Consider the following 25691-nt stretch of genomic DNA (forward strand, 5'->3'; position numbering starts at 1 on the left):
TGCTGCTTCGGCTATGGGACATATTACAATGAGGTATCGCCACGGTATCACGCTCCATTTCGTGCTCGGCCACACCGCAGGTGTCTATGTTATGCGCCCGCAGGGTCGCACCATGTTACTTTGTAACATGGGGAAGTGCGCATTACCTGACAACCGCGCACGGTTGGTCAGGCATGACGCCTCCGGCGGATCATATTTTTGTGATTGTCCCTCGGTACACTTTCAACAAACTAAGCTAGTTTTTTAGCATAGGGACAAACCATCACACTTTCATAAACTCTGCCGAACTCTTCAGATTGAAGAGTAATGATGCCTTTTTCGCAACTGGAGAACCATTTGCATATAGAACAATTTGGCGGAGGCACAGGTTTATCCACTGACGGTACAGCCAACAGTTCTGCGGGCGGACGTTTAGAAGGGTCGCGTGCGACGGTAACCAGCCAGCCTGGACCAAGCTTTTTCGGAGTTTGGCTTTTGGCGTATGCGATCAATTGCCTAATAACTATTTCGTCGCAAATAGCAGATGTTATTGTCTTTACACCGTCTTCGGTTACCCCAAAATTTTTTAATTCGGCAACAAGAGCACATGTTGTTGTTGTCTCTTCGGAAGTCTCCGGGGTAATCTCTGGTATAGGTCCCGGCAGGTTTTTGTTATCCATCCCAACAAGGTGTGGTACTGGACCCGACACCTTGTTGTTTTCCATTCCGACAGGTTGTAGTGATGAGTATTTTCGCTTTTCGGCGGCTATTTTGACTAGTTCATCAATCTTTTGATAATCAAGGGTATACCATTTGGTCTGATCATAGCGCAGCCTGTTGTATTTTCCTGTCAGCAGAATTCCGCCATCTTTTAATTTTTTGAGTATACGTCGTACCGTTTCTTCACACCAGAACGGGAATTGTTCTTGCCAATCGGGTATAGTGTTATATACCCAAACACGGCCGTCGTGGTAATGATAATTGTACTCGTCCTCATTACGAGCGCGACTCTTTTCTATATTTTTTAACCAGTAGTGTATTTGTTGGGTTACTATAGCCTCATTCAGGCCGATAGCGACAGCCAATAGTGGTAACACTAGGAGAGGATATTCGTCTAATAGTAGCTTGCTCAAGCCATTCCACTCCCTTTCAAAACCATCGGCTTCGCAGATTACCGCTGCAAACTACTTAATGCCTCTATAAAGCCCTTGCTTTTATTTCTGTGTTTTGAAATAGTAGTTTGACAAGGAATAAGCGTGCATCCCCTGTGGCCTGCGAACTCCATAGCTCTGCAGCGCAAAACCGCTAATGCACCTTGGACATCTATACGAAAGCCATGTGCTGTTCGTTCACATGGAATAATCCTTAATCGACATAACTTCCTAATCTCTTTTTGTGATATCCCGGTAATTACCGCAAATTTAGCAGGATATGCAAATATTGAAAAAGGCGTATCATGCTCCATCAGAGCTACCTCCTAAATTAGAGTTCAACATAATCTCCAAACGCGTTATAACGGATTTCGTTAGTTTGTCGTTAAAAAAAATTGCCGGCTTTACCCCTAGTACTAATGCAATAATCTTTAACCTCTCAGTATCTAGCCTTGTCTGACCTGACATTATATGCCGATATCCTTGTAATGAAAGACCCAACTTATGAGCAAGGTATGTTTTTGTAACTCCCCGTGCTTGTCGAATTTTTTCAACATTTTCAAATACTGCCACACTAATCACCCTTTTGTCAACGGTTTTCGTTAATATTTTACTAACACCCGGCGTTAGTTGTCAATATTTATTTTGCATATTATATCCGATTTCGTTACCAAAAATATCGAAATAGGTTGGTAAATTTGTTACAATAGTGCCAGGTGGTGGATGAAATGAATATAGGCGAACAAATTCGGCTTTTTAGAAAACGCAAGGGGCTAACCCAAAAAGAACTAGGTGAGAAAATAGGGAAAACTGCACAAGTAGTATCTAACTGGGAGCGTTGCTATACGCCGACACTTAATCACGATGACTTAATCGCAATAGCACGAGCTCTAGAAATAACAGTTCCGGACATAATCGGTAAAGAAGAAGCGATTGATTATTTACTCCACAGCGGACAGAACCGCCCTTTTGATCTTGAAGAGTTACTTAAATATAATCAATTGCAGTATCGTGGACTTATGCTAAACGACGACGCTAAAGATGATATTAGAGTTGTGTTAGAAATAATATATCAGCGAAGCATGAAGTCAAAAAAACATAAATCCTAACGATGAATTAATAGGAGAGAGCATGCCTAAAAAGCGCGTAAATAATACCGGTAGCGTTTATCATGAATCTGGCCGTGGCTATCGAGCACAGGTTTCTTTAGAGGATGGCCGACGAGTATCAAAACGATTTTCTGATTCAGATTTAGGGCAACAACAAGCTTACGATTGGCTTCATGAGCAATTACATCATATCTCAAAAGGTGTTTTTGTAGCGCCGACAGACATAACTCTTGGTGAATGGCTCCTGGAATGGCTTGAAATCTACAGCAAGCAGAACGTCCGGCAAAGGACTTTTGAACGTTACGTTTCCCTTGCCAAACACGTCAATCCCATAGCAGGGTACCGGCTCCAAGATTTAAAACCAACCCATTTCCAGAAACTCTATGTTTCTTTGGGTCATTATTCCGGAGAAACGCGAAAGAAGGTTCACAATATCCTTCACGCCGCGCTAAAACAAGCAATCCACGACAAACTGTTACCTTATAATCCGATGGAAGGAGTAACACCTCCGAAAGTAGTACGGAAAGAAGTAATCACTTTCTCTAAAGAAGAAATGGAGGCTCTATTGGGTTATGCTAAAACACACCGGTGGTATCCCGCTCTGCTTTTGGCAGCCCATACCGGCATGCGATTAGGTGAGGTCCTTGGCCTTCGCTGGCAAGACGCCGATTTCAATGACCGGTGTATTTACGTGCGGCAAACCTTGCAGCACCCTAGCACCGGTATAAAATTTGAGCCGCCAAAGAGCAAAGCCAGCCGTCGGAAAATATCCATCCCTGAAGAGACGGTGGCTACTCTCCGCGAACATCATAGGCAGTGTATGGAAGACCTGATCCTAAGAAATAACCCGCACGGCCTCTACTTCACAGCCAATAACGGGTCACCGATACAGCCGAAAAACTTTGAGCGCTGGTGGGCGAAGCTCCAACTACGTATCAACGATGAGTGGCAGGAACTCGATAAACAACGGGAGGAGCTGCTAGCAAAGAAAATCAGCGCAAAGAGCCAAGAATATCGAGAGATAGTAGCCAAGCAGAAGGTTGCTCAGGAGAAACATCACAAAAAATTCCATGCTTTTCGACATACTCACGCCACTGATTTACTGGCCAGCGGCGAGAATATTATGGACGTAGCCCGCCGGCTAGGGCACTCGAAGGCATCTACGACACTCGACCTTTACGGCCACGCTATCCCAGCAAATGATCAGAGGATAGCCGAAAAGGTTGGTAAATTATATAAATTATAAAAAACTAGCCCGTCGATGGTATCGACGGGCTTTTAGCCTGGCTATTTAGTGGTTAGCTGTTTACCCATACAAGCTGACAGAAGATAAGTTGCTAAAGTATTTAAGCTTACGTCCTCTTCTTCCGCTCTCCTAGCTAAATCGCGATGGAGAGATCGCGGAATTCTAAGATTAAATTTACCGCTATATTCATCTGCTTCGGGAACCGGCTCGGGAATTGCAATCCCTTCCGCTAAAGCAGCATCTATCCAAGCGCCCTTCGCGTCCTCAATCATACGCAGCGTCTCTTCCGAGGTTTCACCCTGGGTAATGCACCCCGGCAAGTCGGGGATCGACGCTACATACCCGCCTTCTGCCGCTGGATGAAATTCAATTTTATACGGCAAGGAAGCGTAATACGCAAAGTCCCTCCTTCTTTCGTTCATAAGTTTACCTCCCTAGTATTTTTCTTTTAAAATCAGTCGTCTTTTATTTTCTCCTCTCCCCCTAATTGGTGGGAGGCCCACATTGCCAGGCTATTTTTACTCGCATGTTTTCTATCTATTTAGAGGTCCCAGGAGAGGACTACTCCTCCAAGCAGTCCCCAATTGCCTCTAACGCGAGCTCTACGTAACGTTCCTTAATATACGGCTGGTCGAATGGTACAGTTAATATCTTTCTATTTTTAGTATAAGTGTAATGACTCGACCCGCTTCTCGGTTGGCGCCTGGTGAATCCAGCCGTTATAAGTAGTTTGTCCAGTTCGTCAAACCTTACTGTCTTGGGATTGTTTCGAATTCTCAAAAGCAGCTTAAGGAGTTTACTCATTCATTTTCTCACCGCCTTGGCTGACGCCTTTTTAGTACCGCCGGTAGTACCACGTTCCCCTGCCACCATAGTACCATATATAGTACTAATATACAAGGGGCACGTGAAATAATTACAGAAAAAGTGGTCTTCCCTTTGGGAAGACCACTAAGCATTTCCAACGACTGCACCCACGTTGCACCCATTTGACCTGCGTCTTGATTGCACCATGCCTGTCAATCGTTGATTTTACTGGAGCGGGCAACGAGATTCGAACTCGCGACCCACGGCTTGGGAAGCCGGTACTCTACCACTGAGCTACGCCCGCATGTGTTGATTGACTGCGGTATTTACTATACCATATTTGCCGGCCGAGTTCAAGTGGAAGGATTGGGAAAAGGCTTTATGCTTTGCTTGCAGGAGTGGAGTTCGGCGGCAGTTGCTTAGTAGAATAGTTTTATGAACAGCTCGGCGAGGTGGGGATCGAATTGGCTGCCGGCGCACCGGGCGATTTCGGCAAGGGCTTCGTCGTGGGAGAGGGCCTGGCGATAAGGCCTGTTGCTGGTCATGGCGTCGTATGCGTCTACGATGCCGAGGATGCGGCATTCGAGCGGGATGTCTTCACCTGCTATGCCGAGGGGATAGCCTTTGCCGTTCCACCATTCCTGGTGCTTGAGGATCCATTCGGCGATGGGGGATAGTTCGGAGGAGGCGCGGGCGATCCGGTAGCCGATTTCGCAATGCCGTCGCATGATGGTCATTTCTTCTTCGGTGAGGCGGCCGGGCTTGTTGAGGATGCTGTCGGGGATGCCGACTTTGCCGATGTCGTGAAACTTGGCCAACAGCCTGATGTCGGCCAGCCGTCCTCCGGGCAGATCCAGTTGTTGGCCGAGTTTTTCGGCGAGGTGCTGGAGGCGATCGGCATGGCCTTCGGTGATGTGATCGCGCTCTTCGAGCGCTCTCATCATGGTCTGGACGATGGAGCTCCTCATGCTTTGGCTCTGGTGGAGTTTCCGGCGGTACATTTCATTGTCGGCGAGTTTGAAGAGTTCTTCGGCCCGCGTGCCGCTTGTGTAGTCGGCCGCCCAGCCGATGGACAGGCTAAGGGGCAATTGGGGGTTATTGTTGTTGTAGTCGGCGACAAACCGATCCATTTTTTCGAGGGCACGCTCGATTTTATCTTTGTCGGGGGCGTAGATGATGACGGCAAATTCGTCGCCGCCTATCCGGGCTACGATGTCATTGCCGGAAACTACGGTGTACCGAAGGCCGGCGGCTACGACGCGGAGGAGATCGTCGCCGGCGCGGTGGCCAAGGGTGTCGTTGATGAGTTTGAGACCGTCGACGTCGCAGACGAGGACGGCGATGCCGCGCTTGTCCAGCCAGGCAGCTTTGCGCATGGCGTCTTCGAAGTAGGTCCGGTTGTAGACGCCGGTGAGGGGGTCGTGCATGCTGAGAAATTCGATTTGGGCCTCGGAGTGTTTGATGGCGGTCATGTCCCGCATCATGGCGAGGACGACGGCATCGCCGACTTTCGAGAAGCGCATGTCGCGGTAGCGGAGGGCGCCGCGAACGTTGATGTTGTATTCATAGAACTGGGTTTTGCCGGTGGCGATTGCCTGGCTGATGCAGCGGCGGAAGTTGTCGGCGACGTCGTCGGGAAGGAGGTCGTCGATGTTACGGCCGATGGTTTCCGGCTCGATTTCGGCAAGGGTTTCGATTTCTTCGGGCTTACGGTAGTTAAGCAGGGTGCCGTTCTGGTCGAAAATGAGCATGAGGTCGGGAATGGCGTCGAGGACGGCCTGTTTTTCCGCTTCGGATTCGGCAAGATCTTTTTCGATCTGCATCTTCGCGGTGATGTCGCGCATGACCGTCAGACAGCATACTTGGCCGTCGATGGTCGCACGCCGGGCGTTTATCTCGACCACGATTCTCTGCCCGCTTTTGGTCGCGGTTTCGCGCAGGTAGGTCTGCGGGCCTTCGTTGACGGCCCTGCGCATGACTTCGACGGCGGCAGGGTAGTTCTGGGGGGTGGAAATAAGGACCGCCCCATGCTGCTTAAGTTCGTCTTCAGTGTAGCCGAACATTTCGACGGTGCGGCGGTTGGTCCAGGCGATGCCGCCGTTCTGATCGTTGACGATGATGGCGTCGTTGGTGCTGTCGAGGATTTCGCTGAGGGTGGTTTCGCTTTGCCGCCGTTCGTCGAGTTCGCTCTGGAGGGAGGAGTGGAGGGCGGCGTTGGCAAGGGCGAGGGAGGCGAATTCGCAGAAGTACTCCAGGAGGCCGATCTGCTCGGCGTCGAAGCTCCGTCCCGGTTCGGTGTGGGCCAGGCCGAGAACGCCGGCGATCTTTTGGCCGTCACGCAGGGGGGCGGCGGCGAGGGCGTGGATTTTGCCGCCGATCGGGGAGGTGAATCTGTCCGGCCAACGCGGGTAGTCGTTGACGACTTCCGTTTTGCCGGTGACGAAGACTTTGCCCATGAGCCCCTTGCCGACGGCAACGGGGGGAAACTCGCCGCTGTAGATGCCGAGGCCGGCTTTTATGTTGAGGATGGCGCCGTCGTCGGACGGGAGGGAAACGAAGGCGTCGGTGACGCCGGTTATGGCGGCCGCCTGCATGATGATGGCGGCCAGCAGTTCGTCCATATCTAGTTTATTGATGACGCCCAGGACGGTCTGCTGCCCAATGGACAGAAGGGCATTTTTCCGCGATATCTGTTCGTTGGCCTGCAAAACTTCGTCGTAGCGCAGGCGGAGCTCCTCTTCGGTGGCAAGCAGTTCTTCGTGGGCGGCGGTTAGGTCTTGGTGGCTGTCCCGCAGCTTGTGCTCGGTTGCCGAGAGGTTGGTATAGAGGCGGGCGTTGACGAGGGCAATGGCGGCCAGTTCGGCGAACTGGCCGAGGAGGGCGACTTCGTCGGCGGTGAACTTCCGCTCGCCGGCCAGGTAGCTGAGGCCGAAGATACCGATGACTTTGTCCCCGTCTTTAAGCGGGACCTCGACCACGCTTTGCAGGTTGTCGTGGAATTCGCCCGGCAGGCGGTTTTCCCAGGCGGAATAGTCGTCGACGAGGCAGACTTCGCCGCTTTGGTAGGCTTTGCCCAGCAGTCCGTCAGTTAGGGCGACCTTGTTGCCTATGTTCCCGGCAAATACGCCGCAGCCGACTTTCGTTTCGATTACGCCTGCGTGTTCGTCGACCAGGCAGAGGAAGGCGTGGGGGGTGCCGATGAGATTGGAGGCTTGGGCGACAATGGCGGTGAGTACTTCGTAAAGGTCAAGCCTGTTAACAAGGCCGACAGCCACTTCGTGAAGCGAGGCGAGGACGGCGTTGCGGCGGGCGATGGCTTCTTCCCGCTCGGTGGCGATGTTGTATTGCAGCCGCAGTTCCTCTTCGGTGGCGAGCAGCTCTTCGTGGGCGGCGTACAGTTCGTCGAAGCTTTCCTGCAGTCGCTCTTCGTTTTCCCTCAGCCGCTCTTCGGCCTGTTTCTGCTCGGTGATGTCAATAGCGGCGCCGATGACGCCCTTTACCCGTCCGGCGCCGTCAAGCATTGGCACCATCCGGTTGCTTAAATAGACGCCGTCGATAACTTGGTCGAAATAGACACGCTCCCCGCCGAGCGCCTGTCGCACGCTATCCAAGCTTTCCGGACGGGCTTTGAAGATGTCGAATATCGACTGACCGACGTATGCCCCCGGCCGGAGGCCGAGTCTTCCGAGGCCGCGCCCTTCGTTGAGGGTAAAGTGGCCGTATTCATCGAGGGAGTAAATTATGAGGGGCGTATTCGTCACTACTGTCCTGAACCGCTCCTCGCTCAGGCGGAGCCTGCGGGCACGGCCGACGATTCCGGCGGTGAAGATGACGACGAAGATGCTGGCAGCCCAGGCGACGCCTATGTAGAGATTGCGCCGCTGCTCCAGGGGGGCGAGGACGGCCTGAGATACGCCGACCTGGACGACGAGCGGATAGTCGCGCATCAGGCGGTAGCTAACCAGCAACCGCTGCCCGAAGACGCTGTCGTCAGCCACGAAAAAGCCTGCCGGACTTTTGGCGAGTGCGTCAAACAGCGGGCCGCCGGCTACCCGGGCGCCGACTTCGCTGGGTGTGCTGCTGGCGCGGACCGTCCGGTCGGTGCCGATGACCCTGATGACGTAGTGCTCGTCGAGGCCCATATCCCGGTAGAAGCTGGACAGGTAGTCGGCGGACAGGGCGAGGTAGGCGATGCCGCCGAAGGTGCCGTCGGGATTGCTGATGCGGCGGCTGAGGGCAATGGAGGGTTTGCCGGAAACGCGTCCTATGAAGGGCTCCCCTACGTAGAGGCCGCCGAGCGTCGCTTTTTGCTGGGCGAGAAAATGGGGCTCACGGGAGAAGGTCAGTCCGGACGGGGGGAGCAACAGGCTGACGACCATTTCGCCGGCCGGGTTGATTATCGCCCCCTGGTTTACGACCGGGTCGCGGGCGAGGCTGATGATAAGCCGGCGAAGTTCGGGAGTGACGGCCTGATTTTCTTCGTAATTGGCCTTGATTATTTTCAGATACTGGTCGTATAGTTTCAGTATCCTGTTGACGTTTTCCTCGAAGGTGACGCTGAGGGTTGCGCCATCGTGCCTGATGGCGTCGAGGGTGACTTGTCGGTCTTTTTCCGTTTGCCAATATGCTCCGCCCCAGATGGCGCATAAGACAAAAAAACCGAACAGCAAAACGGCCAGATCGGGCCGCAGCCATCCGTACAGACGCAAAGCAAACTGCCTGAACCGCAGGAAAGCACTCAACCGGGTCCCCTCCAAGTGGGCCGGAACGACGTTTTCGACGATCCCGGCCGGCGGCAATCGCAATATATTGTTTTTTTCTACAATTTACGCCATTCACCTTCTTGCAGGTTTGATTTTCCCCAGTCAGGCTGTCCGGCAGCCGAAAAGGTTGCGGCTCCCCTTGGGGGAGCCGCAGGTCAAGCCATATTGTCTTTGCATTTTTGCCAAAGCCAGTAGTAGCGGACAAGCACTTGTTCGAGTTTGGTTTCGAGCTCGCGCACTTTGGGGTCGAGCCTGCCTCTGGCTTTGAGAGCGGCGAGGTCGCGTCTTATGTCTTCGGCTTTGGTCTTCACTTCCTCAAGCTCGGCAAGGCCGGGATATGTGCTGACGGCAGTGCTGCCGACGGCCATGTTTTCGCAGATTTCTTCTTTCCCTCCGGCCAGACGGTCCAGCATCTTGGCCAGTTCTTCGATGCGGGTGCGGAGCTGTTCGAGTTCGGGCATTTGTGCGGCCTCCCTTTCCGACTGATGGTTTAGTTTGCCCGTTAGACCGGGTAATGATGCTTCAGGCGAGGCTGAGCAGGCAGGCAAGCCCGAAGGCGGCGATGACTATGCCGGAGAGCCTGTTTACCCACACCAGCCGGGAGGGGCCCAGTTCGGCGCGGAGAAGACCGGTGGCGCCGCTTAATATCAACCACCACAGCAGTGAGCCGGCGAAGACGCCGAGGACGAGAAGGGCGGCGCCGCGGCTGTCCTGACCGCCGCCGACGCCTACGCCGGCGAAGACGGCGGCAAAGGAGAGAACGGTAAGGGGGTTGGTGAGGGTGAGAGCGAAGGCGGAAAGGTAATCGCCCGGCAGGCTGCCGCCGATTCCGGCGGCAGCCTGCCGGGCAGGCGCGGCCCGGAAAGCCGTCCAGCCGAGATAGCAGAGAAAGAGGCCGCCGCCGAGCCGAAGATATGTCTGATGATCGACAAGCATAGCGGCGACGGCGGTAAGCCCAAGGGCGGCGACGAGACCGTAGATGGCGTCGGCGGTGGCGGTGCCGAGGCCGGTGACAAAACCGCGGAGAGGACCGCCGGCGAGGGTGCGGCGGATGCAGAGAACGCCGATGGGCCCGACGGGGGCGGCAATAGAGAACCCAAGCACAAGGCCCTGGAAAAAGAGGTCTGAAACCATGGCGCTCACTTTGCCGGCCCGAGCGGCAGTACGGGGGTTTCCTTGACGGTGGATAAGATGACGGTGGTGCGGGTCCTTACAATGCCGGGCAGGGCTTTTAGTTCTTCGCTGATGAGCTTCTCCAGGTGACGGGGGCCGGTGCAGCGGACTTTGAGGAAGTAGTCGTCGTCGCCGGCGGCGTGATGGCATTCAAGGATTTCCGGCAGGGCGGCGACTTTGGCGAGGAAGGGGGCGCGATGTTCGGGCTTTTCCAGGGTGACGGCGATGAAGGCGGCGAAGCCACAACCGATGGCGTCGGGGTCGAGAAGAGCGGCGTATCCTTTGATAACGCCGCGCTGTTCGAGCCTGCGGACGCGATCGGCGGCGGCGGGGGCGGACAGGCCGAGCAAGGCGCCGAGTTCGGCCCAGGTGGCGCGGGCGTTGGCCATCAGGGCGTCAACTATTTTGCAATCGTTATCATCAAGCACATTTATCACCCGTTTCGCAAGTTTTGTTTGTATTATAATTTGTATTAGTAGTTTTTGCAAGCTTTTGTCTTCCGAAATGAAAAACGCCTGCCGCGAGGCAGGCGTGGGGGTGTCAGGAGCAACACCGCAGATGGGTGCTTATCAACGGAACTGTTTACAGCCCGAGGCCGTTCAGAAGCGCCCAGATGCAAGGCGCACCGGAGGCTGACACCGGAAGCGTACACGGGCGTACGCTGAGGATGGCAGCCGAGGAGTAACGCCGCAGATGGGTGCTTATCAACGGCCGGTATCTGCGAAGGTTTGAAGCATGTGGGTGATAAGGTCCGCCATATGTACGCACCCCAGATGGCCGCCGACCCGGCGGACGACTTCTTCCCGGCCGAGGGACGCGAGCGGCGTGCCCGACAACGAGGCGACGGCGGCGGCGGATTCGGCGCAGATTTTGTCGGGAGCGCGCAGGAAGGCGCCCTGGGCGGCGGTGATGACGCCGCCCACGACGCTGAGGCGGGAGTCAAGTTCGTGGTAGGAATCGGTGAAGCTGCCGGCGATGTCTGCCGAGCCGTCCGTGTGCTCGGTGACGACAGCTGTTTTGGCACGGGTGAAGAGCAGATCGCTCCAGGCGCGGTTGGCGACATGCTCGTACCAGCTTCGTCCTTCGTAGGAGCGGTCGCTATACCGCCGGCAGGAACCGGTGTAGTTTTCCTTCCAGCTTTTTTCGAACGTTTCGGCGTCGGAAAAGCCGCGTTCGCCGAAGAGGTAGGTTTCGGACTGGATTATGCCTTTTACGCATTCGACCAGCAGCCGGTAGGGGACATCGCCTTCTTCCCTGGCGGCGGCGCGCAGTGCGGGGCCTGAACCGAGGCCGGCCGCCACTCCCGCGAGGGCGGGTACGGCGCGGCTGCCGTTGTGGGCGGCGCCGGGGGAGCGGCAGACGATCCAGCTGGCGTCCGAAATAATAAAGGTGGCGGTTGCGGCGTTTATTGAAGCGGTGGCTTCCCAGCCGGTGGCCAGCAGGGTGCTGCGGGCGTCGAGCCGGCCGGGGCCGCTCCTGGTGACGACGGTGAAGATGTTGCTGTGATATAGCGGGGTCATCGGACACCTCCGTGGCTTGTTGGCATTATTATACTGCACGCGCCGCTGCCCGGACAAGCCCGGACGGTCTTTCGCGTTACGCCGGGCAATAGCAAGAACGTTCAATACAGGCCCGCGGACTCGGAATATACTTGAGGTGCGAAGTGCCTTCAAGGAGGAGTTCATTATGCAAAACGGGTTTGCGGCGGCGGTGGCCGCAGGGAAAATCAATCATTTGTCGAAGGAGGTTCTGGCGGACAGTGTCGCCTGGACGGCTCATCCGCGCTTTCCCGGCGTGTTTTTGAAGGATGTAGTGCCGGGCGCGGATACGAAGAATGTTTTCAGCCAGCATCTGGTGCGGGTCGATGACGGCTGCGAGATCGGTCGCCACGCCCATGACGGCAAGTGGGAGCTGCACAATGTCGTCGCGGGGGCCGGGGCGTGCGTACTCGGCGACAGGGTAATCCCCTACGTCCCCGGAGAAATAACGGTGCTGCCGGCGAATGTGGAGCATACGGTTACGGCGCGGGGCGCCGACCTTTATCTGCTGGCCACATTTGTGCCGGCACTGGCTTAAGCGCCGCGGAAAGGCGGGCACGCAATGGCGTGCGAACGCGCGACGATCAGTCTAAACCGGGTCAGGGAACTGCATAACGTCGAGCTTGTCCGGGCGAGGGGCGTGGAGCATTCGCTGCCGCGGCACATGCATGATAAGCTGTGCGTTTCGATTATCGACAGCGGCGCCCGCGAGTTTTTTTACAGAGGCGGCCGTTATGTCGTCGCGCCCGGGCAGGTCCAGGTGGTCCCGCCGGGGGAGGCTCATACTTGTCGCACGGCGGCAGCGATGTATTCGTATCGGGTCGTCTGCATCGACGAAACGGTTCTGGCCGATACGGGCGGACGGTCATCGCGTCTTCCGGCCGCGACGGCGCTTTTCCGCAGCCCGGTGGTCGAGGACGCCGTGTTGTATCGCTCGCTGGCGAATATGCACGATATTTTATCCGGACAACCGGGGGCGCTGGAGAAGGGGGAAGCGTTTCACGCTACTGTCGCCCAGCTGTTTCGCCACGCGGCGACCGCCCCGGACGAACGGCCCGCCGGCAGCGAAAACGGGGCGGTCAGACAGATAAAGGATTATTTAGAAGGTCAGTTCGAACGGAACGTGTCGCTTGACGAGCTGGTGCTGATAACCGGCTTGAGCCCGTATCATCTTGTCCGCGTTTTCACCGCCGCGGTGGGGATGCCGCCTCACGCCTACCTTAACCAGGTCCGCGTAACGCGCGCCAAATTGATGCTGGCGGCGGGAAGGCGACTCGCCGACGCGGCCCTGGCGGCCGGCTACGCGGACCAGAGTCACTTTCAGCGTTCATTTAAGAAGGTCATGGGGATTACCCCCGGCCAGTATCTTGCCGCGCTATAGAACGGCAAAACCCCGCCGCTGGCGGGGTTTTGCCGTGGTTGGCGGTTCGGGCGTTACCGCTTGGTATTGAACCGGTTCAGGATGGACTGAACTTCTTGGTCGCTGTTCTGGGGAAATTCACGGTAGTGCTGGCCGACGGCCATAAAGGCCGCCGGCTGCAGGGGGCAGATGACTTCGTCGACGTCGGCAATCGCGGCGACGGTTTCGGGCGGTGCGACCGGGACGGCGACGACGATCCCGGAGGGGCGGAGGGTTTTGAGCCAGGCGATGGCGGCGCGGATGGTGTAGCCGGTGGCGATGCCGTCATCGACGATGACGGCGGTCCGCCCGGTTATGTCGGGGGTGGCGGCGCTGCCGGTGTAGGCGATCATGCGGCGCTCGATTTCAGCGAATTCGCGGGCTATGGCCCGGTCGAGATATTCCGTGGGAACGGCGTAGGCGCGGATGATTTCTTCGTCGAGTACGGCGGTGCCGTCGGCCATGACGGCGCCGATAGCGACTTCGGGGTTGGCCGGATGTCCGATCTTACGGGTGACGAGGATGTCGATTCGCACACCGAGACGTTCGGCTACCGGGGCGGCGACGATGACGCCGCCCCGGGGCACGGCGAAGAGGCTGACGCTCCCGTATCCGCGGTCGGCCAGTTCGGCGGCGAGGGCTTCCCCGGCTTGGCAGCGGTCTTGGTACATTACCTCACCTTCTCTTATAGTCTTTCCGGCTTATGGCGGTGAACTCGGCCCGCGCTCTGGCAAGTGCGTCGCGGGCGCGACGGGGCGCTGCGGCGTCCCGCGGACGGTAGCGGGCTTCCGCCGAGGCGCGGCACCATTCTTCGGCACAGGCAAAGGCGTAGACGAAATCGTAGGCCAGGTCGCCCTTGAGATGGACTGCGGCTTGCTTGCTGCGGTCCAGCCGCTCGGCGGCGTCAAGGTAGTAGTCGCCCGCAGCCTGGGACCCGGCGAGCTTGTCTGCTTCCGCCGATATCCGTTCCAGGCCGAGGAGCATTTCTCCTGCGTATTCGCGGGCGAAGGCGTTGTCGTCGTCGTTATAGTTGTCGAGGAAGGGGCGGGCGAGATGGCCGATGCCTGTCAGAAGAAGGATTACGGCCAGCCAGCCGATGATTGCCGTTCTCATATGTATTAGCTTTAACGATGCGCCGCCGGCAATGCGTGGGAAATAACGGCAAAAAGAGAAAGCCTTGACGCTAGGCGTCAAGGCTTTCTCTCCGATGGTGCCGCAGGGCGGAATCGAACCGTCGACACGAGGATTTTCAGTCCTCTGCTCTACCAACTGAGCTACCGCGGCATGATATGGCGACCCCGAACGGATTTGAACCGTCGATCTCCGCCGTGACAGGGCGGCATGTTAGACCACTACACCACGGGGCCGTATATGGCGACAAATGCACCCCTTGAAAACAGGGACATGTATTATAATACCGCATCCCCGCCCCTTTGGCAAGCGGTATTTTCTGGATTACGACGGCGCTCCGGGGTCGCAGGCGGGCGGTTCCTGCGGCGGTTCTTCCTTCTCGTCAGGCTTGGCCGGCTGCTTGTCCTGCAGTTCGGCCTCAAGCTGGGCGATGCGCCTTTCGGCTTTGAAAAGCCGGTACCGCGTCTTAATCTGGACGAACATGCCGAGGAGAAGCGCGGTGATGAAGCCGAGCGTGGCGGCCCCGAGGATGACGATAACGAGCGACGCCTCGAAGGTCCGGGTAAACAGGTTCACGGTGACCAGGCTGCTGTTCTGGACGGCGAAGAACGCCGTAGCGAACGATAGGATGGCGGCTGCCAGCAATGTCAGATATGCCATTGTTTCTTACCCCCCAGTCATTGTTAGGCCACCCCCAGGGCGGCAGGGACACCCGCTCCGGGCGTATTACAGGTGTTGCGGGGTTAGTCCATATATTAATATTATATTACTTTCTATCAATCTGGGAATATAGTAAAATAATTACCAAACGCCCGGCAGGCGACGTTAACGTAGGAGGACTTGTGATGAACGCCAGACAAGGGCTGGGAACTTTCGACGGAGTTTTTACGCCTACAATCCTTACCATACTGGGTGTCATCATGTACCTGCGGCTCGGCTGGGTGGTCGGCAACGCCGGTTTTGTCGGTACGCTGATAATTATTGTGCTTGCTCACACGATCACGGTATGCACGGCTTTATCCATGGCTTCGGTCGTGTCGAACATCGAGATCGGCGCCGGCGGCGCGTATGCCATCGTTTCGCGTTCGCTGGGTCTTGAGGTGGGCGGGGCGGTCGGCATCCCTTTGTATTTGTCGCAGGCTTTTTCCGTCGCCTTTTACATCATCGGCTTTACGGAGTTGTGGCACAGCTTTTTTCCCGGCCATTCCACCGTCCTGGTGGGGGTCGCAACCTGGGTCGCCCTGACCGCCCTGTCCCTGGCGAGCGCCCGGACGGCCTTCAGGGTGCAGTATGTCGTCCTGGGGGCGATCGTCCTGTCGGTCGCGTCCTTTTTGGCCGGACCGTCGCTCAACACCGCCGGCACATTATGGTGGAGCAATTTTCCGCAGGCCAACTTCTGGGAGACTTTCGCCATCTTTTTCCCGGCGGTCACGGGTATTCTCGCCGGGGTGAGCATGTCCGGGGAGCTGCGGACGCCGCGAAGAAGCATAATCGTCGGCACGCTCGCCGCGATCGCCCTCGGCATGGTCACGTATATCGCTTTGGCATACTGGTTCGCCCACCAGGCCACAGGCGAGGCGCTGCTGGCCGACACCTCGATAATCCTTGAGCTGGCGCTTTTCAAGCCGCTGATTGTCGCCGGCATAATGGGAGCGACGCTGTCCTCCGCTCTTTCAACGTTGGTGGGCGCGCCCCGCACGCTGGCGGCCCTCGCGGATAACCGGCTTGTGCCCTTTTCGCAGTTTTTCGGCAAGAAGGCGGCTGATAACGAGCCGCGGAATGCGATTCTCGTCTCGTCCCTGTTTTCGCTGGCGATAATCGTGGCCGGCAGCCTTGACCAACTGGCCCAGTTGTTGACGATGTTTTTTCTGACGACTTACGGGACGATCAATTTGGTCGTGCTTGTCGAGCAGGCCACCGGCATCGCCAGTTTCCGCCCCCGGCTGAGAGTGTCTTTGGCGGTGCCGTTCATCGGTTTTGTCGGCAGCATCCTCACGATGCTGCTGATCGATATGTGGTTTACGATCGTCACGCTGGTGGTGATCAGTGCGCTTTATATTCTTCTCGCCAGGAGAGAGCTGATTTCCCCCTGGGGCGATGTGCGGGGAGGCATTTTCACCGCTCTGACCGAGTGGGCGGCGCAAAAGGCGCTGTCGACCACTTACCACCCCCGGCTGTGGAAGCCGGCGGTGCTTGTTCCCGCGGAGAATCCCGACGATCTGCGGAAGACGGTGCGGTTCGTGAGTAATATACTCTACCCTTCGGGACGGATGTATCTGCTGTCGATTACGAACGGCGACAAAAACGCGACGGCTCGGTGCTACGAGGATGTCCTGGAGCCGTTGCGGAGGAAGAATCTGTTTATCCGCACGACGATAATCAGCAACGCCAACGCCGATTTTTTGTCGTCATTGTACGTGGTTACCCAGACCTTACTGAATTCTTTCCTGCCGCCGAACGCGGTGTTCCTGACTGTCAGCGGCGACAAGGACAAGCGGGCGAGGCTTAAAGAGGTTTATGCCAATATGCGACAATACAATACCGGGTTCATGTTCCTCAACATCCATCCCAAGATCGGGTTCGGCCAGGAGCGGACGATCAACTTATGGCTGCGCGACAAGAGCCCGAACACCAATCTGGCGGTGCTGCTCGCGATGCAGTTGACCAGGAACTGGGACGCAAAGCTGTTTTTGCTGAGGACGATCGGCGACCCGGCGGAGCGGGAAGAGGTGACGGGCGAACTGCAGGCGTTCGTGGAGCATGCCCGCCTGCCGGTGCAGACACAGGCAAAGGTGCTTGTGGACGATTTTCGCAGCGCGGTGGAGCGGGAAGCGGGCGATATCACGATCATCGGCATGCCGGACGATTTTGACAAGATGCTCGCGCTGGCGGACGGGCTGCCGGGAACGGTTCTGTTTGTGGCCGACTCCGGCCTGGAAAACGCCATCGTGTGATCGGCGGATAAGTAACGAAGAACGGCTCATCCAAGCAGTGGATGAGCCGTTCTTCGTGTTTGGTGGGCGATGACAGGATCGAACTGCCGACATCCTGCTTGTAAGGCAGGCGCTCTCCCAGCTGAGCTAATCGCCCGGATGGTGACCCGTAGGGGACTCGAACCCCTGTTCCCGCCGTGAAAGGGCGGTGTCTTAACCGCTTGACCAACGGGCCATTGTGGTGACCCACGATGGACTCGAACCATCGACACCCTGATTAAAAGTCAGGTGCTCTACCGACTGAGCTAGTGGGTCATGTCTGACAATATCAGATTATACCGTAAGCCTGTCAGCCTGTCAATGGTCAGATTATGGAAGTTTACGCGGCGCACCTTAGGGTGCGCCGCGGTATCTTAGGATGTGATTTTAAAATACTTCGTGAAGAACGATGGTCTGGTCCCTCGCCGGGCCTACGGACACGATCCCCAGCGGCACGCCGACGATTTCGCTGAGGCGCTCGATATAGCGGCGGGCGTTGGCGGGAAGGTCGGCGTAGGCGCGGACGCCGGTTATCGACTCCGTCCAGCCGGGCAGTTCCTCGTAGACGGGCTCGACTTCGCTCAGCACTTTGAGGCTGGCGGGAAATTCCCCGATGAGCTGCCCTTTGTATTTATAGCCGGAGCAGATTTTGAGGGTTTCGAGGCCGTCGAGGATGTCGAGACGGGTGACGGCGAGGTAGTCGAGACCGCTGACCTGGGCCGCGTAGCGGACGACGGCGGCGTCGAGCCAGCCGCAGCGGCGGGGCCGCCCGGTGACGGTGCCGAATTCGCGGCCGCGGTTGCGGATGAGATCGCCGGTGGCGTCGTTGAGTTCTGTGGGGAAGGGGCCTTCGCCGACGCGGGTGGTGTAGGCCTTGACGACGCCGATGACTTTGCTGATCTTCGTGGGGCCGATGCCAGCGCCGATGCAGGCGCCGCCGGCGATGGGGTGGGAGGAGGTGACGTACGGATAGGTGCCGTGGTCAAGGTCGAGAAGGGTGGCCTGGGCGCCTTCGAAAAGCACCTTTTTGCCGCCCTTGAGGGCTTCGTTGATGTATACGGAGGTGTCGGCTACGAAGGGCCTGAGAACCTGTGCGTAGCCGAGGTATTCGGCGCGGAGCTGTTCGAAGTCGAAGCCTTCGGCTCCGTAAACGGCCTGCAGAAGGTGGTTTTTGGCCTCGAGGTTGCGCTCGAGCTTGGCGGCAAATTCTTCTTCGTCCATCAGGTCGACCATGCGGATGCCGCTGCGGGCGTTTTTGTCCATGTAGCAGGGGCCGATGCCGCGTTTGGTGGTGCCGATTTTGTGCTCGCCGCGATAGTCTTCCTCGACTTCGTCGAGGAGCCGGTGATACGGCATGATGAGGTGGGCGCGGTTGGAGACTTTGAGGTCTGAGGTTTCGACGCCCTGCGATTGCATGGTGCGCAGTTCCTTGATCATGACTGCCGGGTCGATGACGACGCCGTTGCCTACTACGCAGGTTTTGTCTTTGTAGAGGATGCCGGAGGGCAGGAGCTGGAGCTTGAATTCCTTGCCGTCCACAACGACGGTGTGGCCGGCGTTGTTGCCGCCCTGGTAGCGGACGACGACGTCGGCTTTTTCGGCCAGGTTGTCGACGATTTTTCCTTTGCCTTCATCGCCCCACTGGGTACCTATTACTATTACCGCTGACATGTTATCACCTCTTGTTATAGGCCGAAACGGGCCATTATGGTATCGACGTGCCGCAGGTGGTGGGTGGGGTCGAAGCAGGCGGTGATTTCCTCCGGCGACAGGAATTTGGCGATCTCGGGGTCATGGGTGACGTTGGTTTTGAAGTCGGCGCCTTCGAGCCAGCGGGCCATGGCGTTGCGCTGGACCCAGCGGTAGGCGTCTTCGCGGCTGACGCCTTTGTCGACGAGGGCGAGGAGCAGTCGCTGGCTGAAGATGAGGCCGCCGGTCTTGTTCATGTTGGCCTGCATGGCGTCGGGGTAGACGAGCAGTTTGTCGATGATGTCGGTCATGAGACGGAGCATGTAGTCGACGAGGCTGGTGCTGTCGGGCAGGATGACGCGTTCGACCGAGGAGTGCGAGATGTCGCGCTCGTGCCAGAGGGCGACGTTTTCCAGCGCGGCCTGGGCGTTGCCGCGGACGACGCGGGCCAGTCCCGAGATGCGTTCGCAGGTGATGGGGTTGCGTTTGTGGGGCATGGCCGAGGAGCCTTTTTGGCCGGGGTGGAAGTATTCTTCGGCTTCGCGGATGTCGGTGCGCTGGAGGTTGCGTATTTCGGTGGCGAATTTGTCGAGCGAGGAGGCGACGACGGCCAGGGTGGTAAGGAATTCGGCGTGGCGGTCGCGCTGGATGACCTGGGTGGCAAGCCGGGCGGCCTTTAGGCCCATTTTGGCGCAGACGTGGGCTTCGACCCGCGGGTCGATGGTGGCGTAAGTGCCGACCGCGCCGGAGAGCTTGCCGACGGCGACGGTTTCGCGGGCCCGTTTGACGCGTTCGATGTTGCGCTCGGTCTCGTCGAGCCACAGGGCGAATTTCATGCCGAGGGTGATTGGCTCGGCGTGGATGCCGTGGGTGCGGCCGATCATTACGGTGTGTTTGTGTTCGCCGGCCCGCCGGAATAGGACGGCGCGGAGCTTGGCGAGGTCTTCCAGGATGATGTCGGCGGCCTGGGCCATCATGCTGCCGAGGGCGGTGTCTTTCACGTCGCTGGAGGTGAGGCCCATGTGAATGTATTTGGCTTCGTCGCCAACGCTTTCAGCCACGGCGGTGAGGAAGGCGATGATGTCGTGGCGGGTCTCCCGTTCTATTTCCCGGATGCGCTCGACGGAGAACTTGGCTTTCTCTTTGATGACCGGTACGGCGTCGGCAGGAATCTGTCCCAGCTCGGCCATGGCCTCGCAGGCGTATATTTCGATGTCGAGCATTGTCTGGAATTCGTTTTCGTCGGTCCATATTTTGGCCATGGCGGGGTTGGTGTAGCGCTTGATCATTTTATCACTCCTTCGGGGCAAGCCGCCGGTTCCGGACGGCCTGGCACAGTCGACTCTGTTACGAAGATTTTCCTTCGCGGGCGATGATTTCCCTGGCCACTACCACGCCGGCGGCCGAAGCCTGGGCGAGGCCGCGGGTGACGCCCGCGCCGTCGCCGGCGGCGAAGAAGTTGGTGATCTCGCTTTCCAGCACGGGGCTGAGGCGCGGACGGGAGGAATAAAATTTGACTTCGACGCCGTAAAGCAGGGTGTGGCGTGAGTTTACGCCCGGCGCAACCTTGTCGAGGGCCTCGAGCATTTCGATGATGGCCACCAGGTGGCGGTAGGGAAGAACGAGGCTGAGGTCCCCGGGGGTGGCGTCCTTGAGGGTGGGCTCGACCATGCCGCGGCTGATGCGTTCGGGGGTGGAGCGCCGGCCGTCGAGCAGGTCGCCGAGGCGCTGGACGATGACGCCGCCGCCCAACAGGTTGGCGAGTTTGGCAATCGATTTGCCGTAGGTGATGGGTTCTTTGAAGGGCTCGGTGAAGCTTTTGGAGACGAGCAGGGCGAAGTTGGTGTTCTTGGTTTTCTTTTCGGCGTAGCTGTGGCCATTTACGGTGATGAGGCCGGCGTTGTTCTCGTTGACGACTTCGCCGTAGGGGTTCATGCAGAAGGTGCGGACCCTGTCGTCGAAGGATTTGGTGTAGTAAACGAGTTTGGACTCGTAGATGATTTCGGTGATGTGCTCCATGACGACGGCGGGCAGCTCGACGCGCACGCCAATGTCTACCGGGTTGGTCATCATCGACAGGCCGAGCTTGGCCGCCTGTCCGGAGAACCATTCGGCGCCTTCGCGGCCGGGGGCGGCGACGAGGTATTTGCTCTCGATCCTTTCCCCGCCGGCCAGTTCCAGTCCCGCGTATTCGCCGTTTTCGACAATGATAGCCTCGACGGCGGTGTTGGTACGGATTTCGCATTTATCGTCGAGATACTCGCGCATGCGGGTAAGGATTTCGGTGCATTTTTCGGTGCCGAGGTGGCGGATGCGGGCGGGGATGAGGTTGAGGTCGGCTGAGGCGGCGATCCGCTGGATGCGGCGGATTTCTTCTTTTTTGTCGTCGCCGTAGACGGTGGTGGTCGCTCCAAAGTCAAGGTATATTTGGTCGATATATTCGATGAGCTCGGCGACCCGGTTTTTATCCATGTACTCGTCGAGGACGCCGCCGAATTCGGTCGTGAGCGTGAGTTTGCCGTCGCTGAACGCGCCGGCGCCACCCCAGCCGCAGAGAATATCGCACGGCTTGCAGCGCAGGCATTTGCTGCCGTGGTGGTTGATGGGGCAGCGGCGGGAGGTTATATCGCGGCCTTTTTCGAGTATCAGGGTGCTCAGACCGACCCTGGCGAGTTCCAGCCCGGTAAAGATGCCGGCCGGTCCGGCACCGATAACGACAACGTCGTAGCGTTTGGTCACGTACATCACCTCGTGTTTAGTCTTCCCTTGGTCAGAAAAATAACTCAAATAGGCGCGGACGTCGCTGCTATTTGAGTGCGCATGAGGAAATATACGTATTTTCCCTTGAATATAATAGCATTTCACCGGTGGGGTGTCAATATCAAAATTCGAATGTTTTTTATGCTTGGGCAAAAATCGTTCGGATTACCAGGCTGCTCCGAGCGACCCGGCAGAAGGGCGGGCGCAACCCGGTAAGCCAAGGGGTCTGCCGGGCGGGTAAGAAAGAGCAATGCGACAATAATAAGGCTTACTTATCGTGCAGGAGCCGTCATGGAAGATAATATTTTCGCCATTATAACACGCGCTGCTAAAAGGGTGCTCGTATACGAGCCGCCGCCCAATCCCAGCCGCTTTGTTCTGGCGGAGAACCCGAACGATGGTCGGCAGCGGACGGCAGGCGCGCCCCGCCCCTTCGACCGGTCGCTGGCGGGGCCAATTGTCGGCTTTCACCGGTAAAGTTTCGCTCCGCTAAAATATAAGGGCAGGAATAAGGTTCAACCTTTTCCTGCCCGTAATATTTCTGCTCATCTGTTCCGGCAGACTGCCCGGCGGGCCGCCTTTACGCCGGCTCACCCATTTTGGCATGATTGCGGAAGCGGGTGAATTCTTTCTGGAAGTACAGTTCGACGGTGTCGACGGGGCCGTTGCGGTGTTTGGCGACGATGACTTCAGTGATGTTCTTGTTTTCGGTTTCGTGGTTGTAGTAGTCTTCGCGGTAGAGGAAGGTGACGATGTCGGCGTCCTGCTCCAGCGAGCCCGATTCGCGCAGATCGCTGAGCATGGGGCGCTTGTTCTGCCTGGCCTCGACGCCGCGGCTTAGCTGGGAGAGAGCGAGGACAGGGACGTTGAGCTCGCGGGCGAGGGATTTGAGGGAGCGGGAAATTTCCGATATCTCCTGCTGGCGGCTGTCGCTTTTGCCGCCGGCGCTGCCCTGCATGAGCTGGAGATAGTCGATGACGACGAGGGAGAGGTCGTGCTCGACTTTGAGGCGGCGAGCCTTGGATCGAATTTCGGTGACGGTCGCGCCGGGGGTGTCGTCGATAAAGATGGGGGCGGAGGAGAGCCGGTCGGCGGCTTTGACGAGGTTGGACCAGTCTGTGTCTTTGAGGTCGCCGATCTTGAGGCGCTGGGCGTCGATGGTGGCCTCGGTGCAGAGCATGCGCTGGACGAGCTGCTCTTTGGACATTTCGAGGCTGAAGAAGGCGACCGGCTTTTTCTCTTTGACGGCGACGTGCTGGGCGATGTTGAGGACGAAGGCGGTTTTGCCCATGCTCGGCCGGGCGGCGATAAGGATGAGGTCGGAGGGCTGCAGGCCGGCGGTGAGGCGGTCGAGGTCCTTGAAGCCGGTGGGCAGTCCGGTGATGCCGCCTTTGGTGTGGTAGAGCTGCTCGACCCTGTCGAGGGCGGCCATGAGGATGTCTTTGATGGGGACGAAGTTGCCGGTGACCTTGCGGTTGGCGACTTCGAGGATCATCCGCTCGGCCTGGTCGAGGATGTTGATGACTTCTTCGTTGGCTTCGTAGCCGAGGCCGGCGATGTGGGTGGCGGTGTTGATGAGGCCGCGCAGAAGAGCTTTCTCCTCGACGATCCTGGCGTGGTAGATGACGTTGGCAGCGGTGGGCACGCTGTTGGCCAGCGAGGTGATGTAGGAGATGCCGCCGGCTGCTTCGAGCTTGTCCTCACGGCGCAGTTGCTCGGTAAGGGTGATGAGGTCGACGGCCTCGCCGCGGTTGTAGAGCGCGAGGACGGCGGCGTATACGAGGCGGTGGGACTCGCGGTAGAAGTCTTCGGGGCGCAGAAATTCGGCGACGCGGGATATGGCTTCACGTTCGATGAGCATGGCGCCGAGGACGGATTGTTCGGCTTCGAGGTTTTGGGGCGGCATTCTGTCTAGCACGGTATTCTCTCCCTTATGCGCTGACGCTCTCCGAGGCGGCGAAGAGCACGGCCAGCGCTTCGTCAACCGTTTCGACCGGGCGGATGTCGAGGCCGAGATGCCCGGCGGGGATGTCTTTTTCGTTTTCCTTGGGAATGATGATGGTGGTTATGCCGGCCTGCTTGGCGCCAAAGGCCTTTTCGAACACGCCGCCGACGCCCTTTACCCTGCCCTGGATGGAGACCTCGCCGGTGACGGCGCAGTCCTGACGGATGCTCCGGCCGGTGATGGCCGACACGAGGGCGGCGACGATGGCGGTGCCGGCCGAGGGGCCGTCGATGCGGCCGCCGCCGATGATGTTGACGTGGATGTCGTAGTCGGCGGGGTCCTGGCCGGTGATTTTGCGGACGACGGCGGCGGCGTTGAAGACGGAGTCTTTGGCCATGCTGCCGGCGGTGTCGTTGAAGCGGATGCGGCCTTTGCCCTTTTCAGCGGCCGGGAAGGCTACGGCTTCGATTTCTAGGACCGAGCCGAGATAGCCGGCGACGCCGAGGCCGAAGATTTTGCCGACTTCGCCGGTGGCGGTTGCTTTAAGGTTGACGAAGGGCGAGAGACGGCTGACCTGGGCGACTTTATAGATGTCTTCGATGTCGATGGTGATCTGGCCGGTCTCGCCGCGGTAGAGGGCCAGGCCGTAGGCGTCGGCGAGGATGTTGATGGCTTTGCGTCCTTCGATGGTGTATTCGCCGATAAGGCGGGGAATGTCGGGATGGACGGCAACGCCAAGTTTTTGAGCGGCGTTGTAGACGATTTCCTCGATGTGTTTGGGGGTAAGGGGCTCGAAGTATATTTCGGCGCAGCGCGACCGGATGGCGGGGGTGATTTCGCGGGCATCGCGGGTGGTGGCGCCGATGAGGATGAAGTCGGCGGGGGCGCCTTCTTCGAACAGCTTCTTGATGTATTTGGGGACGTTGGGATCGCTGGGGTCGTAGTAGGCGGAGTCGAAGAAGACGCGTTTGTCTTCGAGGACTTTGAGGAGTTTGTTCTGGAGCATGGGGTCCATTTCGCCGATCTCGTCGATGAAGAGAATGCCGCCGTGGGCGTCGGTGGCAAGACCGGGTTTGGGCTCGGGGACGCCGGTGTCGGCTAGGTCGCGGCGGGCGCCCTGGTAGATCGGGTCGTGGACGGAGCCGAGCAGGGGGTTGGTCATGTCGCGCGGGTCCCACCTGAGGGTGGTGCCGTCAACTTCGACGAAGGCGGCGTCTTTGGCGAAAGGGGTGTATTGGAGCTTTTTGGCTTCTTCGAGAACGAGGCGGGCGGCGGTGGTTTTGCCGACGCCGGGCGGGCCGTAGAGGATGAGGTGCTGGGGGTAGGGGGAGGCGAGCTTGGCGCGGAGGGCCTCGATGGCCCGCTCCTGGCCGACGATTTCGCCCAAAGATCCGGGGCGGAGTTGCTCCATGGCCGATTTGGTGAGTTTCTTCTGCTCGAGTTTTTCGAGGATGGCGTATTTTTTCAGTGTTTGCGGGGTCTCGACATTATCTTCTTCTTCTTTGAGGACCTGCATCTTAATTTCCTGAACGTATTCGCGGTGGCGCTCTTCCATCCGTTCGGCGATTTTCTTCTCGAGTTTGTCTTCGACTGCCCTGCGGGCCATGAGATCAGCCAGTTCGTCCTCGATCTCCTCGAGGAGGGCGGGGATTTCGTCGAGGGAGGGGAGTTTGTTGACCGTGGGGTCTTCGAAGACGAGCTTCTGGAGGGCCAGCACCCGTTCGGGAAGGCTATCTGAACGCAGCAGGCCGAGAGCGTCGAGTTTGCCTGCTTTGAGGACCACTTTTTCGGAGCCGATGAGGCCGGAGTAGAGGCCATAGAGGGAAGCGACGCGCCGCTTGAGCTGCTCAGCCTCCGTGTCGCGAACGGTTCCGGGCCGCTGGGGAATGAATTTGTTAAAGAAGTTCTTCATCGCTTAGTCCTTTCAGGGTGCGGTTTAGGAAACCCGAAACCGGCGGCCTGAGATTCACGGCCGTTCAGAAATCCCCAGATGCAAGGCGCACCGGATAAGCAGACATACTACGCTTTA

Annotated in this window: 22 protein-coding genes and 6 tRNA genes; 6 read left to right on the forward strand and 22 right to left on the reverse strand. The window is 57.9% G+C overall.

Going from position 1 to position 25691, the window contains the following annotated elements:
* Positions 1–230: 230 nt before the first annotated feature.
* Together Q4T40_18660 and Q4T40_18665 are read right to left on the reverse strand one after the other, a co-directional pair.
* Complete coding sequence (locus Q4T40_18660; protein ID MDT8903262.1) at positions 231–1112, reverse strand: hypothetical protein; 882 nt, start codon at positions 1110–1112, stop codon at positions 231–233.
* 38 nt (positions 1113–1150) lie between these two features.
* Positions 1151–1444: a hypothetical protein gene (locus Q4T40_18665; GenBank protein ID MDT8903263.1), complete on the reverse strand. Its 294-nt coding sequence runs from the start codon at positions 1442–1444 to the stop codon at positions 1151–1153.
* Positions 1445–1858: 414 nt separating this feature from the next.
* Here Q4T40_18665 and Q4T40_18670 point away from each other — a divergent pair, with 414 nt between their 5' ends.
* On the forward strand, positions 1859–2239 hold the full coding sequence (locus Q4T40_18670; GenBank protein ID MDT8903264.1) for a helix-turn-helix transcriptional regulator: 381 nt from the start codon (positions 1859–1861) through the stop codon (positions 2237–2239).
* 22 nt (positions 2240–2261) lie between these two features.
* On the forward strand, positions 2262–3485 hold the full coding sequence (locus tag Q4T40_18675; GenBank protein ID MDT8903265.1) for a site-specific integrase: 1224 nt from the start codon (positions 2262–2264) through the stop codon (positions 3483–3485).
* A 41-nt stretch (positions 3486–3526) separates the two neighbouring features.
* On the opposite strand, the gene Q4T40_18680 is transcribed toward Q4T40_18675, so the two are convergent.
* From Q4T40_18680 to Q4T40_18710, 7 genes are all read right to left on the reverse strand, one after another.
* A complete protein-coding gene (locus tag Q4T40_18680; protein ID MDT8903266.1) occupies positions 3527–3907 on the reverse strand; it encodes a toxin-antitoxin system HicB family antitoxin in 381 nt (126 codons plus the stop codon).
* A 614-nt stretch (positions 3908–4521) separates the two neighbouring features.
* Positions 4522–4596, reverse strand: a tRNA-Gly gene (locus Q4T40_18685).
* A gap of 115 nt (positions 4597–4711) precedes the next feature.
* Entirely contained in the window at positions 4712–9034 is a 4323-nt protein-coding gene (locus Q4T40_18690; protein ID MDT8903267.1) for a PAS domain S-box protein, read from the reverse strand.
* 176 nt (positions 9035–9210) lie between these two features.
* Entirely contained in the window at positions 9211–9516 is a 306-nt protein-coding gene (locus Q4T40_18695; protein ID MDT8903268.1) for a hypothetical protein, read from the reverse strand.
* Between the two features lie 61 nt (positions 9517–9577).
* A complete protein-coding gene (locus Q4T40_18700) occupies positions 9578–10189 on the reverse strand; it encodes a LysE family transporter (protein ID MDT8903269.1) in 612 nt (203 codons plus the stop codon).
* A gap of 5 nt (positions 10190–10194) precedes the next feature.
* Entirely contained in the window at positions 10195–10656 is a 462-nt protein-coding gene (locus Q4T40_18705) for an Lrp/AsnC family transcriptional regulator (GenBank protein ID MDT8903270.1), read from the reverse strand.
* Positions 10657–10932: 276 nt separating this feature from the next.
* Positions 10933–11748 carry a DUF2889 domain-containing protein gene (locus Q4T40_18710; GenBank protein MDT8903271.1) on the reverse strand — a complete coding sequence of 272 codons (816 nt, stop codon included), beginning with the start codon at positions 11746–11748 and terminating at the stop codon, positions 10933–10935.
* Between the two features lie 166 nt (positions 11749–11914).
* Between Q4T40_18710 and Q4T40_18715 the strand changes: the two genes are divergently transcribed.
* Complete coding sequence (locus tag Q4T40_18715) at positions 11915–12304, forward strand: cupin domain-containing protein (GenBank protein MDT8903272.1); 390 nt, start codon at positions 11915–11917, stop codon at positions 12302–12304.
* Between the two features lie 24 nt (positions 12305–12328).
* Positions 12329–13147, forward strand: a complete 819-nt coding sequence (locus Q4T40_18720; GenBank protein ID MDT8903273.1) for an AraC family transcriptional regulator — start codon at positions 12329–12331, stop codon at positions 13145–13147.
* A gap of 53 nt (positions 13148–13200) precedes the next feature.
* Here the strand turns inward: Q4T40_18720 and Q4T40_18725 are convergent, their stop codons facing one another.
* From Q4T40_18725 to Q4T40_18745, 5 genes are all read right to left on the reverse strand, one after another.
* Positions 13201–13836: a phosphoribosyltransferase family protein gene (locus tag Q4T40_18725; protein ID MDT8903274.1), complete on the reverse strand. Its 636-nt coding sequence runs from the start codon at positions 13834–13836 to the stop codon at positions 13201–13203.
* A gap of 4 nt (positions 13837–13840) precedes the next feature.
* Complete coding sequence (locus tag Q4T40_18730) at positions 13841–14278, reverse strand: hypothetical protein (protein MDT8903275.1); 438 nt, start codon at positions 14276–14278, stop codon at positions 13841–13843.
* Between the two features lie 95 nt (positions 14279–14373).
* A tRNA-Phe gene (locus Q4T40_18735) sits at positions 14374–14449 on the reverse strand.
* A gap of 6 nt (positions 14450–14455) precedes the next feature.
* Positions 14456–14532 (reverse strand) — tRNA-Asp (locus tag Q4T40_18740).
* An 88-nt stretch (positions 14533–14620) separates the two neighbouring features.
* Positions 14621–14956 (reverse strand): LapA family protein, encoded by a 336-nt coding sequence (locus Q4T40_18745; GenBank protein MDT8903276.1) that lies wholly within the window; start codon positions 14954–14956, stop codon positions 14621–14623.
* Between the two features lie 185 nt (positions 14957–15141).
* On the opposite strand from Q4T40_18745, the gene Q4T40_18750 reads away from it, so the two are divergent.
* Positions 15142–17250 carry a hypothetical protein gene (locus Q4T40_18750; protein MDT8903277.1) on the forward strand — a complete coding sequence of 703 codons (2109 nt, stop codon included), beginning with the start codon at positions 15142–15144 and terminating at the stop codon, positions 17248–17250.
* Positions 17251–17310: 60 nt separating this feature from the next.
* On the opposite strand, the gene Q4T40_18755 is transcribed toward Q4T40_18750, so the two are convergent.
* The 6 genes from Q4T40_18755 to Q4T40_18780 form a co-directional block, all read right to left on the reverse strand.
* Positions 17311–17386, reverse strand: a tRNA-Val gene (locus Q4T40_18755).
* Between the two features lie 3 nt (positions 17387–17389).
* Positions 17390–17464, reverse strand: a tRNA-Glu gene (locus Q4T40_18760).
* A 4-nt stretch (positions 17465–17468) separates the two neighbouring features.
* Positions 17469–17544 (reverse strand) — tRNA-Lys (locus tag Q4T40_18765).
* A gap of 111 nt (positions 17545–17655) precedes the next feature.
* The gene (locus Q4T40_18770) at positions 17656–18939 is read right to left on the reverse strand and encodes an adenylosuccinate synthase (GenBank protein ID MDT8903278.1); all 1284 of its coding nucleotides are present in this window, start codon (positions 18937–18939) and stop codon (positions 17656–17658) included.
* Positions 18940–18953: 14 nt separating this feature from the next.
* Positions 18954–20246, reverse strand: a complete 1293-nt coding sequence (gene purB, locus Q4T40_18775) for an adenylosuccinate lyase (protein MDT8903279.1) — start codon at positions 20244–20246, stop codon at positions 18954–18956.
* A 58-nt stretch (positions 20247–20304) separates the two neighbouring features.
* Positions 20305–21702 (reverse strand): NAD(P)/FAD-dependent oxidoreductase, encoded by a 1398-nt coding sequence (locus Q4T40_18780; protein MDT8903280.1) that lies wholly within the window; start codon positions 21700–21702, stop codon positions 20305–20307.
* Positions 21703–22008: 306 nt separating this feature from the next.
* Here Q4T40_18780 and Q4T40_18785 point away from each other — a divergent pair, with 306 nt between their 5' ends.
* Entirely contained in the window at positions 22009–22194 is a 186-nt protein-coding gene (locus Q4T40_18785) for a hypothetical protein (protein ID MDT8903281.1), read from the forward strand.
* 103 nt (positions 22195–22297) lie between these two features.
* Here Q4T40_18785 and dnaB read toward each other — a convergent pair whose 3' ends face one another.
* Positions 22298–23635 (reverse strand): replicative DNA helicase, encoded by a 1338-nt coding sequence (gene dnaB / locus Q4T40_18790; GenBank protein ID MDT8903282.1) that lies wholly within the window; start codon positions 23633–23635, stop codon positions 22298–22300.
* 13 nt (positions 23636–23648) lie between these two features.
* Positions 23649–25574 carry a Lon family ATP-dependent protease gene (gene lonC, locus Q4T40_18795; protein ID MDT8903283.1) on the reverse strand — a complete coding sequence of 642 codons (1926 nt, stop codon included), beginning with the start codon at positions 25572–25574 and terminating at the stop codon, positions 23649–23651.
* Between the last annotated feature and the right edge of the window lie 117 nt (positions 25575–25691).

This window comes from Selenomonadales bacterium 4137-cl (assembly GCA_032334055.1).
GTDB classification, from domain to species: domain Bacteria; phylum Bacillota; class Negativicutes; order Sporomusales; family UBA7701; genus Anaeroselena; species Anaeroselena agilis.

Excerpts from the sequence above, each read along its gene's own strand:
- Q4T40_18665 (MDT8903263.1), bottom strand. The coding sequence starts at position 1,444 with ATGGAGCATGATACGCCTTTTTCAATATTTGCATATCCTGCTAAATTT.
- Q4T40_18670 (MDT8903264.1), top strand. The coding sequence starts at position 1,859 with ATGAATATAGGCGAACAAATTCGGCTTTTTAGAAAACGCAAGGGGCTA.
- Q4T40_18675 (MDT8903265.1), top strand. The coding sequence starts at position 2,262 with ATGCCTAAAAAGCGCGTAAATAATACCGGTAGCGTTTATCATGAATCT.
- Q4T40_18680 (MDT8903266.1), bottom strand. The coding sequence starts at position 3,907 with ATGAACGAAAGAAGGAGGGACTTTGCGTATTACGCTTCCTTGCCGTAT.
- Q4T40_18695 (MDT8903268.1), bottom strand. The coding sequence starts at position 9,516 with ATGCCCGAACTCGAACAGCTCCGCACCCGCATCGAAGAACTGGCCAAG.
- Q4T40_18700 (MDT8903269.1), bottom strand. The coding sequence starts at position 10,189 with ATGGTTTCAGACCTCTTTTTCCAGGGCCTTGTGCTTGGGTTCTCTATT.
- Q4T40_18710 (MDT8903271.1), bottom strand. The coding sequence starts at position 11,748 with ATGACCCCGCTATATCACAGCAACATCTTCACCGTCGTCACCAGGAGC.
- Q4T40_18715 (MDT8903272.1), top strand. The coding sequence starts at position 11,915 with ATGCAAAACGGGTTTGCGGCGGCGGTGGCCGCAGGGAAAATCAATCAT.
- Q4T40_18720 (MDT8903273.1), top strand. The coding sequence starts at position 12,329 with ATGGCGTGCGAACGCGCGACGATCAGTCTAAACCGGGTCAGGGAACTG.
- Q4T40_18725 (MDT8903274.1), bottom strand. The coding sequence starts at position 13,836 with ATGTACCAAGACCGCTGCCAAGCCGGGGAAGCCCTCGCCGCCGAACTG.
- Q4T40_18730 (MDT8903275.1), bottom strand. The coding sequence starts at position 14,278 with ATGAGAACGGCAATCATCGGCTGGCTGGCCGTAATCCTTCTTCTGACA.
- Q4T40_18745 (MDT8903276.1), bottom strand. The coding sequence starts at position 14,956 with ATGGCATATCTGACATTGCTGGCAGCCGCCATCCTATCGTTCGCTACG.
- Q4T40_18750 (MDT8903277.1), top strand. The coding sequence starts at position 15,142 with ATGAACGCCAGACAAGGGCTGGGAACTTTCGACGGAGTTTTTACGCCT.
- Q4T40_18770 (MDT8903278.1), bottom strand. The coding sequence starts at position 18,939 with ATGTCAGCGGTAATAGTAATAGGTACCCAGTGGGGCGATGAAGGCAAA.
- purB (MDT8903279.1), bottom strand. The coding sequence starts at position 20,246 with ATGATCAAGCGCTACACCAACCCCGCCATGGCCAAAATATGGACCGAC.
- Q4T40_18780 (MDT8903280.1), bottom strand. The coding sequence starts at position 21,702 with ATGTACGTGACCAAACGCTACGACGTTGTCGTTATCGGTGCCGGACCG.
- Q4T40_18785 (MDT8903281.1), top strand. The coding sequence starts at position 22,009 with ATGGAAGATAATATTTTCGCCATTATAACACGCGCTGCTAAAAGGGTG.
- lonC (MDT8903283.1), bottom strand. The coding sequence starts at position 25,574 with ATGAAGAACTTCTTTAACAAATTCATTCCCCAGCGGCCCGGAACCGTT.